Raw genomic sequence first — 16,955 nt, 5'->3', positions numbered from 1 at the left:
TGACACCGTTGGTTATACCTCCGCTCCAATCTGAAGCGGAGGATTCTCATTTACCTGTGTTCAGAACTTTCCGATGACATTCAAAAACACGCCTTCGTCATCAAGGGTAAGGTCTCTCAGATCATCGGAGAATGATCCAAAATTGTAGCCGGCACCGACTTTGAAGTTCTCGCCGACATGACGATAGAGCGCGACAAGCGCGCCATAATCTGTGGTTTTGGCTTCCGGCATATGCATGACACGAGCTTCCAGGAGACCATCCCAGTTCTTGACGATATGCAGATCGGTGCGGATGATTCCCAGATGGGCTGTGGAGGTTTCCCATCCGGAGAAGGAACCGCGATCGCCATCGAGCACCCTTTCCCTGACTTCGCCATAGCGGAAGCCGTATTTGGCGCCGACCGACAGCCAGGGAACGAGATCATAGGTGAAGTCAGCCGAGATGATGTGGCTGCGCTGCGCCGGGCCATAATCATCACCGGTGATTGCACTGACCTGGTTTTCACCGGGAAGATCATAGACCCAGCTATATTTGAACAGCGCATTGAGGCGGTCATTGTCAACCGGCCGGTAGGCATAGCCAAAGGAGGCTTCCACATAATCACCGTCGCGGAACGACCCTTCGCTGTCAGAGTCGGACAAAACCGCATCAACATTGGCCAGAACCCGCCAGTTCTCGCTGGTCTTCCAGCTGAGGCCTGTTGCAAACAGATAGGTGTTGCGGTTGCGGCTATCGTCGTCTGACTCTTCAAAGCGGGCTTCACCGCGGATACGCGCATTGATCCCCCGTTCCTCATCCTTGAAGCCCACGGTCATCGAGATCGCCTTGCGGTCAAAGTCGGACCGTTCAAGGCCGGTATTTGGATCGAGCGTATCGTCCTCGATTGTTCCGGCCTCAAAGCCGCCGTCGATGGTCCACTTCTTGTCGGGCGTGTAGACGACGCCATAGGTCTTGGTCAAAGAGTTGCGGCGCCCGAACAGGTCATAATTGTTTTCCGCATAGGTGGAGAGCGTATCGTCAAGCTTGCGGCGCATGCCGATGACGAAGGTGCCCTTGTCGGTTCCCTCCAGATCGTAGACCCGGTCAAGATCAAAACCACGGTCCGGATCAAGCCGGTAGCCGACATAGTAATTGTCATCGGCCGTTGGCGAGTAGGTGATGCCGCCAAGAGCGCCCCAGCCGGTATTGCCGTAGGAGACTTCGCCTTCGAGTGCGATCTTCTCGGTCAGCTGATATTTCGAGCCGATACCGATGCGGTCATTGCGCCTCACATCGCCCGAGCGATCGAGTGTACCCTGGCCAAACACATAATATTTGTGATCGGCATCGGGAGCATATTCGAGCCGAGCGCCAGCATCGAGCCGTTCGCCATCATAGCCATTCTTGCCCGATAGCCGTGCAATGGGAGAGCGCAGTTCGGTATAGGAAACACCGAACGACGCTTTCCAGTACTCGTTGAGCTGCTTGCTGATAACCGCCTCGCCCTTGCGCTTGGTGCGGCCGCCAATGTCCCGGTCATAGAAGTCGTCATAATCACGGCCCTCCTTGAAGTCGTCATAGGTCAGCTTCAGATCGACATCCTTGGTGATGTCGACATCGGCATTGACGCCCCAGATAACCTGATCAACCGAGATCTGGTCCGACAGGGTCGAGAAGCCTGCCTCCTTTTCCTCGTAATAGCCACCGATCGTGCCTTTCATGCCATTGCCGGTGATCTCTTGAAGTGCCACCTGACCACGTGCGCGCACTGCTGTTGCAGCATGATTGCGCGTGCCGGTCGTCCCCACATCGCTGAGGGTCAGGCCGCCATCTGTGGAGCGGGAAGTGCCGAAGCCAGGTCCTTTCGAATGGGCAATCTCGGCTTCGATATAGGTTTTTTCTGAATGGCGGATCTTGATATCGGCGCCATAGGCCTGCTGGTCGGCAACGCCGGTGGTTTCGTTCATGCCGGTAACACCAATACGAACCTTTTCATCAAACCAGTGTTGTGCGCGCCCGCCATAGACGTAACCATCAACCTCGCCAAAGGCAGGACTGTATTCATATTGAGCGATCAGGTAGGCCCTGTTGCCACCAAGCGCCCCTTCGCGCACCGGAGAACTGGTGCCGGTCGATGAAGACAGCGGCCGCTTGAGGATGAGCATGCCCTGGAGATAATCGAAGGTGTAGTCCTCGCCATAGACGAGGGTCTTGCGCTCTATCACCTGTCCGGTCACCTGATCGCGATATTCAACCGTCACCGTCTCCGAACCGATGGTGATGTCCTGTTGCTTGAGGAAATAGGCAGAGCCCCCCGTACCAAGGAACTCATCGCGCTGCGGCAATGTATCGGGCTGGGCCGCGTAAAGGTTCACTTCACTCTTGCGCTCGCCGAATGATGTGGTCTCTTCGGAATTATAAACGGCGCTTGCACCATAAAGCGCCCGTTCGGAACGCATGAACTCGGTACCCTTGATCACAGCCTTGTAATTGCCCCACATGACATGGCTGTCGCCGCGATCAAGCCGCACATAGAATTTGCCATTGGTCGGCGCATCCTCATAGGCAGTCGAGTCATCGCCATAGATCGGGTAATACTGGTCGGGATCGACCCGGCGCAGCAGGCTTCGTGGATCCTTGTCGTCCAGACCGCGGAAGAGATGATCAATATCGTCCTCTCCGGTATCGCCTGCAGCCGTCAGGAGATATTTGCCCTTGATCTTGCCTTTGACATAAAAGGCAAGGCGGCCCCTGGTATAGACCTTGTCATATTCGCCAGGCCGGACCGCTTCAATATTGGCATCGCCGGATCGCTTTCCGACGGTAAGATCGGCCAGTCCGACATAGAACCACTCATTTTGCGGAATATTGATCTGCCGGCTAAAATCGAGCGCGCTTCCCTTCAGCGAGCCAAGCACCGCCACGTCGACATCATGTTCGCCGGGCGGCAGGATGCGCTGCATGACGAAAGACTGATTGCGGTCAAGCGGCACCACATCATCCAGGGCGCGGACCTGATAGCCTTCCGGCACATTGCGCCCGTAGACTGTCACCGCGCCGCCATGCACCTGGATGTTGCGCGAACCGGTATTGTCCTCGCCCATGCCGGGCGCAGGAGCATCGGTGATCTTGCTCTCTTCCTTCGGCAGCTCCCGGTCGGTGCGCGCAATCGAGCGCGGCAGGGTCTCGTCGTAACGGCCTTCCCCGTCATAGACACGCAGGATATATTTGAACCGGGTCTTGTCGTCCTCGGATTTGGGCATCACCCAGCTGGCCTGGCTGTTGACGCTCACGGGTATGACGTCAACCGGATCGCCGGTCAGTGGCTCATCCTTTTCGAAGATGCGGATTTCCGAGCGCTTGATGAAGGCCGGATAATTGGCTGTTGCCAAAAACGTCACCGGCTCGCCGACATTATAGGCACGGCGCACCGGTGTCGTCGACACGTTGAGGATCGGGCGGGCGTCGAGGCCATCAAACTTGACCTGGATATCAACCGCGCTCAGGCCGACATCGGCCTTGCGCTGCAAATCCGGCTTCTTTGCCGTCACCCGCCCCTGTTTCGGCGACCCGCTTTCAACCACGGGTGCCCCATCGACGCTGATCGAGAACGGGATTTCTCCGCCATCGCCCGGCTGTTCCTGCTCAACATTGGCAGGGATCGGTGTGGTCACAACGCGGCTGTTGTCGATCACCTTGCCACGCAGAGGCGAGTTTTCCTGGGCAATGGCCGAGGGTACCATTGCATGGAGGGCGAGCGCCGCACAGCCGGCGAGGAGCAAATTGCGCTTGCCATAGGCACGAGGAGCGAACAAGGACTTGCGTGCATTCGAGCTCATGAGGGTGGTGTTCATTGGGCTGCCTCCACGCGGGTCTCAATGTTGAGTTCGTACCTGCCTTTGACCGATTTCCATCGCTGCGTGATTTCCTCCTCGATGGATTTGATCCGTGCCTTGGCAAGTTTACTGTCTGCCGTTGCGCCATAGCCGATGCGCAAGGTTGACGGCTCGGCTGCGAGCGTCTCGATCAGTTGATCGAGACCCTTGTCCCACTGCTTGCGCAGCACTGCCGTGCCCCGCTCGAAAGCAGCATCGGAAAGGTCGAGGCGAACGACACGGCCAATCGATGCGCCGAAGTTGAGCGTTGACATCTTGCCGGCCGTCAAACGGATAACCCGGGGGTTTTCCGTGGTGACGCGGTAACCGGTCGGCAATGTGCGCGGATCAAGCTTCATGATGTAGTTGGAGCCAATGCGTGAATCCGGCAGATCCGCACAGGCAACATGGAAGCGTCCATGCCTGTCCGTGGTGATCAGCGAACCGCGGACGGTCGCGATGCGCACGCCCGGCAATCCGAGCTCGCCATCATCCTGATAGCCGTTCTCATTAGCGTCATCGAACACCTTGCCGACAATGTCACCGCAATCGAACACCGGTTCGATCATGATCTCGACATCGGCCCGGGCCTCCGGCGCCAGAGCGTCACCGTCAGGACCATTCACAGTGGCCCTGTTGGTATGCTTGCCAGGTCCTGCAGAACTCAAAGCCAGCATCTGCACGCGAATGATCACTTCGGCATTCGGCCCAAGCACGACATTGTCGAAGCGGACACGCTGGCCATTGATGTTGGGCGTTGCCGCCACACCATCAACGCTTGCCGAGCCCTCGACGAAGCGGAAGCCGGACGGGATGATGTCGGTGACAGACACCGCACCGGCATTTCTGCTGGAGTGGTTGGTCACCTTGATCGTGAACGGAGCCTTCTGGCCCCGCTTGATCTGACGCAATCCCGCCTGTTTGATGATGCTGATGTCGGAAGGTTCGGCCGCCGGCATCGTGACGGTGGTGGACGATGTGTTCGACGGCACAGGATTGCCGCCGGTCACACCTTCAGCTGTCGCGGCGTTTTTGATGCCATCGGCAATTCCGGCAGCATTGTCGATGTCTTCCTGCGTCAGCGTATAGGTCGCAGTGAACGTCTGCGATGCCTTGGCGGCAAGGGTCACGCTTGCCGGCGTAAATGGCGACAGGCTTCCCGTCGCCGGCTTGCCGTTGAAGGTCGGCCCCGCATCCACCGGTGTTACACCGGTAATGACCTGCCCGCCGGTATTCGTCACCGTGAACGTATAGGTTACCGTATCCCCGATGCTGGCATAGCTGTTCCTGTCGACATCATTGAACGTGCCGGTCTTTTCGATGGTCAGACGTGACAGCTCGACAGGCGGCACGACAACCGTATCGGGCGGCGATTCCACTGGTGGTCCGGATGGCGGCGTGCCGGTGCCGGTGGCCGTATTGGAGACATTGCCAGCCTCGATCTCGGCCTGCGTTGGTGCATAGGTTGCCGTGAAGGTGAAGCTTGCACCCGGCGCCAGCGTCTGCGGAGCCTGATCAAGCACAATACCGGCATTTTGCAACAGCGGATCATTGACAGTGACATTGGTGAGCGTCACAGCACCGGTGTTACGCACCACAAAGGCGTAATCGATCGTTTCACCCGGATCGATGACATTATTGCCATTCTGGTCATTGAGCGTGCCGGTCTTGTCGATCGTCATGCCTGACGCCTGATCTGGCGGAACAATAACGGTGTCAGGCGGACCCTCTACCGGCGGCCCCGAAGGCGGCGTACCCGTCGGCGTTGCCGTGTTGGACACACGGCCCGCGTCAATCTGCGCCTGCGTTGGCGTATAGGTCGCCGTGAAGGTGAAGCTGCCGCGGGGAGCCAGCGTCTGGGGACCCTGATCAAGAGCAACACCCGCGCTCTGCAGCATCGGATCATTGACAGTGACACCCGTCAGCGTAACCGCACCGACATTGCGGACCACGAATGAATAGGTGATCGTCTCGCCGGCATCGATAAGACCATCACCGTCAAGATCATTGAGCGTACCGGTCTTGTCGATGGTCATGCCGGATGCCTGATCCGGCGGAACAACAACCGTATCGGGCGGACCCTCAACCGGGGGACCCGAAGGCGGCGTGCCTGTCGGGGTTGCCGTGTTGGAGACACGTCCCGCGTCGATCTGTGCCTGCGTCGGCGTATAAGTGGCAGTGAAGGTGAACGAAGCGCCAGGAGCGAGGGACTGCGGAGCCTGGTCGAGTGCGATGCCGGCATTGATCAGCAGCGGATCATTCACTGTCACGCCCGTCAGCGTCACATTGCCGGTGTTTGTCACCAGGAACGCGTAGCTGATAGTCTCGCCTGGATCGAGAAGGCCATCGCCATCAAGATCATTGAGCGTACCCGTCTTGTCGATCGTCATGCCCGATGCCTGATCCGGCGGAACGATGACCGTATCGGGCGGACCTTCCACGGGAGGACCTGAAGGCGGCGTCCCGGTCGGCGTCGCCGTGTTGGAGACGGAGCCTGCATCGATATCACCTTGGGTCGGCGTATAGGTCGCGGTGAAGGTGAAGTTGCCACCAGGAGCCAGTGTTTGAGGCCCCTGATCCAGGGCAACGCCAGCATTGATCAGCAGCGGATCATTGACCGTGACACCCGTCAACGTCACATTGCCGGTGTTGCGCACCACAAATGCGTAGCTGATCGTCTCGCCCGGATCGAGCAAATTGTCACCGTCAAGATCATTGAGCGTACCGGTTTTCTGGATGGTCATGCTTGATGCAACATCCGGTGGCACGATAACCGTGTCGGGCGGGCTTTCCGTTGGAGGACCGGATGGCGGCGTCCCGGTGCCTGTGGCCGTATTGGTCACCTGACCGGTATCGATTTCACTCTGGCTCGGCGTATAGGTGCCGTGGAAGGTGAAGGTGCCACGCGGTGCCAATGTCTGCGGCGCCTCGACAACCGCAACCTTCGGATCGTTGACCGTCACGCCCGTCAGCGTCACGCTGCCAGTGTTGGTGACAAGGAAAGCATAGTTGATCGTCTCGCCCGGGTCGAGAAGGCCGTCGCCGTCAAGATCGTTGAGCGTACCGGTCTTGTCGATGGTCAGACCCGGAACCTGATCCGGCGGCACGATGACTGTATCGGGCGGACCTTCCACCGGCGGACCAGATGGCGGCGTGCCTGTTGGCGTCGCCGTATTAGACACCTGACCGGCATCGATTTCCGTCTGGCTCGGCGTATAGGTACCATGGAAGGTAAAGCTGCCACCTGGTGCCAGCGTCTGCGCCGCTTCGACAACCGCGACCTTGGGATCATTCACAGTGACATTGGTCAGTGTCACATTGCCGGTGTTGCGCACCAGGAACGCGTAGCTGATCGTCTCGCCCGGATCGAGGAGGTTGTCACCGTCAAGATCGTTGAGCGTACCAGTCTTGTCGATCGTCATGCCAGGCGTTTGATCTGGAGGAACGACAACGGTATCAGGCGGCGATTCCACGGGGGGACCGGAAGGCGGCGTACCGGTGCCGGTGGCCGTATTGGTGACGGAACCCGCGTCAATTTCTGTTTGGCTTGGCGTGTAGGTGCCGGTAAAGGTGAAGGTGGCGCCCGGCGCAAGCGTTTGCGGGCCTTCCACCACCGCCACCTTTGGATCGTTGACGGTGACATCGGTCAGCGTTACCGCACCGGTGTTGCGCACCAGGAAGGAATAGCTGATCGTCTCGCCTGGATCGAGAAGGCCATCGCCGTCAAGATCGTTGAGCGTGCCGGTCTTTTCGATGGTCATACCTCTCGCCTGATCCGGCGGAACCACAACCGTATCGGGCGGTGATTCAACGGGTGGACCCGAGGGCGGAGTACCGGTGCCGGTGGCGGTATTGGAGACCGAGCCTGCATCGATTTCCGCCTGTGACGGCGTATAAGTGCCAGTAAAGGTGAAGGTCGCGCCGGGAGCTAGTGTCTGCGGCGCCTCGATGACAGCCACCTTTGGATCGTTGACAGTGACATCAGTCAGCGTCACCGCACCCGTGTTGCGCACAAGGAAGGAATAGCTGATCGTCTCGCCCGCATCCAGCAACCCGTCGCCATCAAGATCATTGAGCGTGCCGGTCTTGTCGATCGTCATGCCAGGCGCCTGATCGGGAGGAACGACAACCGTGTCGGGCGGGCCTTCAACCGGAGGACCCGAAGGAGGCGTGCCCGTGGGCGTTGCCGTATTCGACACTGAACCAGCATCAATCTCAGCCTGGCTCGGCGTATAGACGGCCGTGAAGGTGACACTGCCACCGGGCGCCAGCGTCTGCGGCGCAGGCGTAACCGATATACCGGCATTGGTCAGCAGCGGGTCATTCACGGTGACGTTGGTCAGCGTGATTGCGCCGGTATTGCGCACCAGGAACGAATAGCTGATCGTCTCGCCCGCATCGAGCAGATTGTCACCGTCCAGATCATTGAGCGTTCCCGTCTTGTCGATCGTCATGCCGGGTGTCTGATCCGGCGGAACAACAACCGTGTCGGGCGGGCTGTCAACAGTGCCGCCGCCTGGTGTTGTACCGGTGCCGGTGGCTGTATTTGTCACCTGCCCCGCATCGATATCCGCTTGGGTCGGCGTATATGTGCTCGTAAAGGTAAAGGTAGCGCCCGGCGCCAGCGTCTGTGGACCCTGATCGAATGTCGAAATGAGAGGATCATTCACGGTGACATTGGTCAACATCACGGTGCCGGTATTGGTCACGAGGAAGGAATAGCTGATGCTTTCGCCAAGATCGATCAGGCTGTTGCCGTTGAGATCATTGAGCGTTCCGGTCTTGTCGATGGTCAGGGAAGCTGCGCCGAATGTCACGGTCGAGCTGCCGGGAGGGCTTACGCCGACACCGTCGCTGATATTTGATGCATCATTAGTGTAGCTACCTGCCGTCGCAGACGTCACTGCCACTGTTACGGTGCAAGATGCCATGCCGGCAGAAAGATTGCCGGAGACTGCAACTGTTGAGCCATTGAGCGGCGCGTTGACCACACCCGAGGGGCAGGTCGTAGTTGCGGCCGGCGCTATGATGGTCAGGCCAGCCGGAAGATTGTCTGTAAACGACCAGCCATTCTTGGCGCCCCGTTCACTCGTGTTGGTGATGGTAAGGGTCAAGGTTGACCGTTCGCCAACGGCCAGATTTGTTGGCGAGAAAGCCTTGTCGAGCTGGGGCGTGGCGTCGAGCACTCGAATATTGTCAAAGGCATGGTCGTTGCCGGTGCCGCTGCCATTGTTGTTGACCATTCTTACGCCGAACGAGTCGCCGCTGATCAGAACAGCTCCGTTGGAGGTGTAGGTTCCTGTATTGATATCGCCCGCGGCTGCAACGCCCAGAGCCGGCACGTTCTGCGTTGTGGCGCTTGTACATGCGTTGATTTGCGATCCGACCGGCGTAGCACCGCCGCTGCCGTTAAGCAGAGAAAACTGCAGCAATGGTGCAGATACCTGGCAGTTGACGGCCGCCACATCGACACCGAACGTAATGAAACGGTTGCTGGTGACAAATGGGATATTCGTCGCTGTCTGGAATTCCACCAGTCCCGCACCGGGGTTACCGGATGTGAACGCCGAGACGGCATAGTTGCCTCGGGCCGCCGCCTGGCTCTGCCCGGTATGCATGCCGAGCGCCCACGAAAGGCGCTGTGTCTGGTTCCACACACCCTGACTGTTGCCGCAATCAGCCACCTGAGCTGCTGCTGTTGTCGACTGATTTGCTGACGCGATCCAGCCATTGCACATCGACAGCCAATTGGGATTGGCCGTATAGGTCTGACCGCCGCTGCTTGTATAGCCGTTCAGTCTGACGATTGGGGTCGGTCCCGGGCGATTCTGGAAATTATCGGTGTAGATTACAGGAGCAGCTTGAGGCACGCCTGGCGTTCCGGGTGCTGCCATAGCGCCTTGGGTCAGGGAGCTAAGCGAGAAAAGAAAGGGAAGCACTCCAGCGGCGAAACATGACCACCTCAGCCGCGCTCGACTTTTCCGACCAATGACACTTGATGAATCACCGCCAACAGCGACCTTTTTCATAGGCACAGTATCTCCGTTCGCCGAAAGCGCGTCGCAACGCTGCCTTCGAAACGCCTTAATTCTCCGACGATGCTCCGCACTCGCGAAGCATCAGCTCAAGCATGCAATGTTAAGAGTCCCCAAGGCCCCTGATTGAAATAGATATTCCGTAACCTGCTGATTTTGTTGGGCGCCGCATTTAAATGTGCATTTCCGAATCAACTCGGCTCAAAATCCATCTCAATCGAGCTAATGTTCAGCACATATTTTTGCCAAAGTGATTACACAATGTTGCCCTTTTTGTACGATGCTGCACAAAGGGTTGCGATTCTTTATAAAAAGTGAAGCGTAGGTTAATGACGTTGCAGCCGTGCAACAGTACCTCCGCGGTTCAGCGCGGCTCTACTATCGCTGCGCCGGACGGCGCGTCCTGATTATTTGACCTGGCGTCACGTGCTTAAAGCGTTTCATCATGTTGGTGAGGTGGCTTTGGCTGGAGAAGCCGCACTGTAATGCCACATCTTCGATTGTGAGCGTAGTTTCAATCAGTAGCCGTTCCGCCCGGTCAAGCCGGATCATTGTCAGATATTGATAGGGTGCGACGCCAAAGGTCAAAGTGAAGGCCCGAATAAAATAGCTCGGAGACAGGCCGCATATCCGGGTGAGATCGGTGATCGTCACGCTTTCCGCCAAGTGCGCATGCATGTATTCGATCACCTGTTTTGCCACATTTTTCGGAAGTGGCTTTCGCTTTGCAGGCCCAGCGGCCCGCGGTTGCGAATACGTCCTTATCAGGTGGATGCCAAATATGGTAAACAATGAGTCCAGATAGAGGGCATTCATCGCCCTGTCTGAAATCTCTGCGGCCATTGCCGCGGCAATCCGCAGCGCTTTTACGTCGACATGCCCAAAACGGGGCGGCTGCAACTCCCAGTTTCCGCCATCAAGCTCGGCGGTCGCCAGATCGGTATAGGCTTTCTTGCTGAATGCAATGGCAGCATTTTGCTTGGTAACGGACCACCGGATGACGCGGTCAACATTGGAAGGATTGACGATCAGCGTACCGACGGGAGCGTCAAACACCTGTACTCTGTCGCTGGCGAAGGCGGATTCCATATTGGGCACAGGAGCAAGAAGCACGCTTGCAAACTCTGCATTGGTGCGAAACACCATGGAACCTGGCGGCCTCGTTACGCTGGCAACACCACCGACCGACGTTTCAAAACGACGTCCGATTCCCTCCGGTATGGAAGATAGAAGGCCCGTTTCATTGTCAAGATCAATTTCTACTATCGAGTGGTGTGTCGGGCCGTTCATGATCAAGAGCCAAGCGTCAAAATTTAGGTTCAGTTATACTTCTTCACTTGCTCGCAAAGCGTGCAGGTGATTACGCTACTCCTCGGTGAGTGACGTCGAACAGCGGGGTTAAGATCAACTGCACCGGCAAGGCTTGGGCACATGCCGGTGTCCGTCGTAAGAATACGCAAATCACATAAATCAAAAGATGTAAATGGCTTTAATATTTCTTCAGTGATGACAAAAAGGATGAAACTCTTCCCGAGCCTGCGCTCTACCTGTCAAACTCTATTTGAATCAAATATTTATATTTAAGTAGGCGCAATGCACCAGACTAAAATTTTTCATAACTTGCCCTGGGGGAACTTAAATGGGCGAGCCTAAACGACCCGATCAGGATCAACCACTTTCGCCTTGCGGATCTTCGCTCGGCCTAGACTTCTGTTGTGATTGGGGCTTTTCAAGCGCCGTGACCGAGGCTTCCAATCTGGCTGGAATGAAAGGCTCTGTATGTACTGAAGCCTTTTCCACTGCCTGCTCGATAAGGGCTCTAATCCTTGGAGGATCGTAGGGCTTCGACAGCACCGTCGCACGTAGCGGCAGTTCAATGGCAGCGGGAACAGGGCCCGTCGTTAAAAACAGCGCTATACGGGGAAATTGCAGGGCTATCACTTCTGCGAGAGTCATATCGGCTGTTGGTCCGGCGCATGTCAGTTCGACAATAGCGGCGTTGATTTCAGGATGGGTTGCTAGCGCCAAAGTTGCCTCTTTCGTCGTGGAGGCTGCAACGACAGAAAACCCGGCATCCTCCAGAAGTTCAGCCATAAAAAAGCGCAGGACTAACTCTTCTTCCACAAGGAGCACCACAATGGGCTTTGCTGGCGTCGGGTCTGATAAACTCATTTGAGTGCCCCACAAGAACTGGCCAGTGCAGTTGCTGAACTGGCCATAAGATGATTGCGGCAAAATAGATAAAATTTCAAATTAAATTCGTTGCATTGTCCTCCGCCGTTAAAATGCAATCCTGCATACGGAACACTAATCTCGCCTGACGATGCTGGCAAATTAAAGGCGTGTATCGTGGATGTCCGTCCGCTACGCCAGTGCAGCCACGTCCGGAACGCGCCTTCATTTCGGTCGTTCAAGCTATTCGATTAAACATCTCCCAGCGAACCTCGCCGTTGACTAGCCCAATACCCAACAGCTGTCGGTCCGCCAGCGGCCCCCATTTCGATCATTCAATAACTACTAGGGCCTTGATCGGTTTGCCCCCCTCCCAACGGGCAAAAACTTGACCATTGCGCTCATTGCGCCGTGTGTTTTATTGAGAACATGAACCAGACAACGGTGGATCCAATAGCCGCAGGTCAAACTCATATCGGCATCAATCCACTGAAAACGTCCGTGAATGGACGCTGCGCCGCTGACGCATTTTTTAGAACGTGTACAGTACCACTGCTCGGTTCTCCCTCGACTCTAAAGGATTACATGCCGTTTCGCTTCATTCATACTGCTGACATTCATCTGGACTCGCCGCTCCGTTCCTTATCGCTGCGTGATCCGGATCTTGCCAGTCTGATCGGCGATGCCACGCGTCAGGCCTTGATCGCAATCATTGATCTTTGCCTGGAGGAGCAGGTCAATGCACTGATTATTGCGGGCGATCTTTACGACGGCGATCAGACTTCCATGAAAACCGCCCGGTTCCTGGCAACGCAAATGCAGCGACTGCATGAGGCCGGCATTAGCGTTTATAAGATCCGCGGCAATCACGACGCGCTGTCGAAAATAACGCAGGAACTGGTTCTGCCGCCCTCGGTGAAAATCTTTGGTGCCCGCGCCGAAGCCCTCGAGCTGCGGCAGAATGGTTTCGATATTGCCATCCATGGCTTGAGCTTTGCCAAACCGCAGGCTCCGGACAGCCTACTGCCAAAGTATAAACCGCCTCTCCCGGACGCTGTGAATATCGGGATCATGCACACCAGTCTTGCCGGTGCTTCCGGCCATGACCCTTATGGTCCCTGCAACGTTGCCGATCTGCACAGTTCAGGCTTCGATTATTGGGCGCTTGGTCACATCCATCAGCGTTCGCAGCACGCCGGACAGCGGACCGTCATTATGCCGGGTATGCCGCAGGGCCGTGACATCAACGAGGCCGGCGAAAAGACCGTTTCCCTAGTGACGATCGGCGATGATCGCTCGATCTCCATCGAAGAGCGATTGACGAGCATTGCACAATTCGAACGCCTGACCATTGATGTGTCGAAAGCCGTAGAATGGCGAGACGTTGTTGGGGGCATAGAAACTGCCCTCGTTGAGAAGCGCACCAGCACGCGGTCAATGATGGGCGGCATTGCGAGCGTGCCATTTGGCTGGGTTATGCCTGACTCGTATGCTTTTCCCATCCTCATTCTCGCTGGCTTGCTGGGAGGCTTCGCACATATTGCGATGACGCTTTCGTTCCGCCACGCCGAAGCATCGCTGCTTGCGCCGTTCGAATATCTTGCAATCCTGTGGCCAATTCTGGCAGATCTACTTCTGTTCGACATGCCGATCTCATCAGCATTTCTGACCGCTCTCCCCCTGGTGCTTGCGGGAGCAGCCCTCGCCGCGATTGAAGGCCACAAAAAGCGTAAAGTCGTCTCTGCTTCTGAGAATTTTGCCACTAGCACAGGTAAAGTAAATGAGTAGAGAAATCTCAATCAGAGACGCCACATCAGACGATCAAAATGCGATAACTGCACTTCATATTCATGTCAGCCAGCAAGCCTATGCGGGTATGCTTCCGGAAACATATTTGGCTGATATATTACCTGATGAAAAAGCGAACCTCTGGCACCGGCGTCTTTCGCAAGGCATCGATCCTGCGAGGTTGTGTCTAACACTGGCATTTTCCAACGATGGCTTGGCAGGCTTTTCGTGTTTCCTGCTCGATGAAGAAAAAGAGTTCGGAACATACCTTCATAATCTGTACGTTAATCCAGCGCATCGAGGAAAAGGGGTGGCTTGTAGCCTCCTGACGGCGAGCATTGGAAAGTTCTCGTTGCAAAGGAGAATTGAGCCAATTCATCTGCTCACTCTTGCTGCCAATTATCCAGCGCGCCACTTCTACGAGAAATTGAACGGGCATATGATAGCCGAAAAGCGAAACGTAATGGCTCGCTACCCCGAAGTTGTGTATGTGCGATACCAGTGGCCGAGCGCTCAGAAACTGGAAGATGTTACCCGCAATATGTTAGACAATTGCTGATTTTCGAGCGCTCCAAAACTCTGCAGCTTAAGGGTGAAAAATTGGGAGTTCGCGAAAGATACTCCATGAAACATGGGCTGATTTGCATCCCTTATAATTCCGGTCACCGAAATGTCCGAATGGGAGCAGACCCGCTGCACCGTGTCGAAAAGGGTGCCGTTCAACGGCTCGAACAGTTTGGAGCCGTGACGTTGGAGACGATCAAGGCTGATCAAGCCCTTCCAACCGAGATCGGGACGGCGTTTGAGCTTCATCGAGCCGGATCTCGAAGCGTCTCCGAAATCCTCGGCAGACACGAACGAGCGATCGCGCTGGTTGGACTGCAATAGCTCGCTGGCAACTTTCTCGACGCAATGCCCCAAGCTGTTCACCCAGACATTGAAAATAAAGAAAGGTTTTGCGCAATCTGGCTTGAAACCCTCATGCAGCCCTCCTACATCAAAATCAGTCGACGCGGGCTCCTCCCATTTTTCCGCGTCGGCTGTTCCCCTCTGGAGGTTTTAACCTTCACAATTAAAGCCGGGCTTTCTAGTCCGGCTCTTTTTTGTCTTAACTTGATTGAACCATATCGTTATCACGCCAGCCGATGTTGATGTGGAAGAACGAACCATCTGGCCAAGTGGAAAAGACCCTCGCGTCCGGACCCAAAGCTTAAAAACTTTGGTATTGCGGATGCTAACAGCCGACGGATCCTTAGCGATCGCTTGCCTAGATGAGGCTCGAACCGCCGACCTGTTATTTCGATCGCATGGGATAGTTCACTCCCCTAGGAAGCTGGCCAAAGCGCCGACGCACCAGAAAACCAACTTATTTTCGAGCCTCGATCGGAGACATCTGGATTTGCGGCCGGGACCGTGCGATGCACCACAGAACCGCGCACAGGCGCGCGCCATTGGGGGAACGCCATGTCTGACTACCGGCTCCATTGCTTTGCTCTATCGGGCAACAGTTACAAAGTCGCTTTGTTTCTGCAGCTCGCGGGTGCAGATTGGGAGAGCGTGTTTGTTGACTATCTGGGCGGAGAGACACACACCGACCGATACCGTAGCGAAGTCAATGAACAAGGCGAAGCGCCGGTTCTTGAGCACAATGGCCTGAAGCTAAGCCAGTCCGGGGTGATCCTTGACTACCTGGCAAAGACTACCGGACAATTCGGGCCAACGTCGGATGACGAGGCGCGCGAAATCTGGCGCTGGATGCTTTTCGACAATCACAAGTTCACAAGTTACTATGCAACCCTGCGGTTTATGGTCGGGGTGAAGAAGTCCGAAGAAACCCCGGTTACGGCCTTCCTCAGGGAACGAGCGGTTGGCGCCTATCGCATTGTCGACAAGCACCTTGTCGGCAAGGATTTTATTCTGGGCAGCCGTCCGACGATCGCCGACATCTCTCTGGCAGGCTATGTATTCATGCCAGAACCAACCGGAATTGAATCTTCAGAGTTCCCCGCCATTGAGGCCTGGAAGGCGCGGCTCAAACAATTGCCGGGCTGGCGCCATCCTTACGATATCCTCCCCGGTCCAACTTCTCTATAACCGGCCGGCATTTGAGATCTAAGTGGGAGTGTTGATCGCCTCTATTCAACCGTCAGAACCGCCGATCCACCTTAGCGGCAAACAGATGTCTGTCAGAAGTTCAGCGGGCGCGACCTGTTGCGGATTGTTGAGGTAGGCTTCGAAGATCGGAGCGTCGTCCGCCTCGTGACCGGACTGCGGAAGCCACACACCGAGCAACCAGCGATAGGCACCTTTCATATCGCCATAGGGGCCCTGATAGCGCAGCCGCGCATAAAGGCCGCCGCGCACAACCATTTCCTCGATTGGTGGGGCAAGCTTGACACCATCGGCGACCGGGGCGCAGGCTTGAGACCGCAGGTCCTTGACTGGCACGAGGTCGGGATCGTCGTGAAAAATAGCCAGCATCCGCTGATCTGGCGCCAGAAGGTCCTGCGCTCCAAGCGCAGCGAACAACTTCCCCATTGCGTGATCGATCTGCATATAGGCGCCGCTATGGGTGATACTGGCACAGCGGACCGGAGGGAGTGTCTCTATGGAAACAGGAAACCCGGCGCTGTCCTCGGAAAGCACAGCGACTTTGAATGCGACGTGGCTGCCGGTCAGACGATAGTCGACGGGACTCTTCCCATAGGCATCTTTGAAGGCGCGTCCAAAGGCATCCGCCGAACTGTAGCCGGCACATTCGGCTATCATCTCAAGCGCCATGTCCGAGTTCGCGAGCCGTTCAGCCGCCCGCGAAAGCCTGAGCCGCCGGATCGTCGCTGTGATGGTCTCGCCGCGCATGGCGGCATATATCCTGTGCCAGTGGTAAGTTGAGAGGCAGGCGATCCCGGCAAGATCCTCAGTACGGATGTCCTCTTCAAGGTGAGTGTAAAGATAATCGATGACCCGATTCAGTCGTGCTTCGTATCGTTGTTGGGCTTTAGATGTGCTCATGTTCTTCACTCCAGTGCATGAACACTATGGCATGGGTCGAACCGACAAATCCTGCTGAACTCCCGACCCGGGACATCTTTTGCTACCAGAAAC

At 56.4% G+C, this 16,955-nt stretch carries 9 protein-coding genes; 4 read left to right on the top strand and 5 right to left on the bottom strand.

Going from position 1 to position 16,955, the window contains the following annotated elements; all coding sequences use genetic code 11:
- Nucleotides 1-60: 60 nt before the first annotated feature.
- The 4 genes from QFZ34_RS06145 to QFZ34_RS06130 all read right to left on the bottom strand — a co-directional run bounded on the left by QFZ34_RS06145 (nt 61) and on the right by QFZ34_RS06130 (nt 12,062).
- Nucleotides 61-3,834: a TonB-dependent receptor gene (locus QFZ34_RS06145; RefSeq protein WP_307278231.1), complete on the bottom strand. Its 3,774-nt coding sequence runs from the start codon at nt 3,832-3,834 to the stop codon at nt 61-63.
- Complete coding sequence (locus QFZ34_RS06140; RefSeq protein ID WP_307278230.1) at nt 3,831-9,884, bottom strand: CLIPPER-2 domain-containing protein; 6,054 nt, start codon at nt 9,882-9,884, stop codon at nt 3,831-3,833. The genes QFZ34_RS06145 and QFZ34_RS06140 overlap by 4 nt, the downstream gene beginning before the upstream one ends.
- Nucleotides 9,885-10,268: 384 nt before the next feature.
- A complete protein-coding gene (locus QFZ34_RS06135; protein WP_307278227.1) occupies nt 10,269-11,180 on the bottom strand; it encodes a helix-turn-helix domain-containing protein in 912 nt (303 codons plus the stop codon).
- A 378-nt stretch (nt 11,181-11,558) separates the two neighbouring features.
- The gene (locus QFZ34_RS06130; protein WP_307278225.1) at nt 11,559-12,062 is read right to left on the bottom strand and encodes a DNA-binding transcriptional response regulator; all 504 of its coding nucleotides are present in this window, start codon (nt 12,060-12,062) and stop codon (nt 11,559-11,561) included.
- A 585-nt stretch (nt 12,063-12,647) separates the two neighbouring features.
- Here QFZ34_RS06130 and QFZ34_RS06125 point away from each other — a divergent pair.
- The 4 genes from QFZ34_RS06125 (at nt 12,648) to QFZ34_RS06110 (ending at nt 15,944) form a co-directional block, all read left to right on the top strand.
- Nucleotides 12,648-13,850 carry a metallophosphoesterase gene (locus QFZ34_RS06125; protein ID WP_307278222.1) on the top strand — a complete coding sequence of 401 codons (1,203 nt, stop codon included), beginning with the start codon at nt 12,648-12,650 and terminating at the stop codon, nt 13,848-13,850.
- Nucleotides 13,843-14,409, top strand: a complete 567-nt coding sequence (locus QFZ34_RS06120; RefSeq protein ID WP_307278218.1) for a GNAT family N-acetyltransferase — start codon at nt 13,843-13,845, stop codon at nt 14,407-14,409. Before QFZ34_RS06125 ends, QFZ34_RS06120 begins: the two co-directional genes overlap by 8 nt.
- 65 nt (nt 14,410-14,474) lie before the next feature.
- A complete protein-coding gene (locus QFZ34_RS06115) occupies nt 14,475-14,738 on the top strand; it encodes a hypothetical protein (protein WP_307278215.1) in 264 nt (87 codons plus the stop codon).
- Between the two features lie 576 nt (nt 14,739-15,314).
- Nucleotides 15,315-15,944, top strand: a complete 630-nt coding sequence (locus QFZ34_RS06110; protein WP_307278212.1) for a glutathione S-transferase family protein — start codon at nt 15,315-15,317, stop codon at nt 15,942-15,944.
- A gap of 45 nt (nt 15,945-15,989) precedes the next feature.
- On the opposite strand, the gene QFZ34_RS06105 is transcribed toward QFZ34_RS06110, so the two are convergent.
- Nucleotides 15,990-16,862: an AraC family transcriptional regulator gene (locus QFZ34_RS06105; RefSeq protein WP_307278210.1), complete on the bottom strand. Its 873-nt coding sequence runs from the start codon at nt 16,860-16,862 to the stop codon at nt 15,990-15,992.
- Nucleotides 16,863-16,955 lie beyond the last annotated feature (93 nt).

The organism is Phyllobacterium ifriqiyense, from assembly GCF_030817885.1.
GTDB lineage: Bacteria > Pseudomonadota > Alphaproteobacteria > Rhizobiales > Rhizobiaceae > Phyllobacterium > Phyllobacterium ifriqiyense.
Note: the sequence above shows the minus strand (reverse complement) of the source record. Positions and strands in the feature narration are given on the sequence as shown.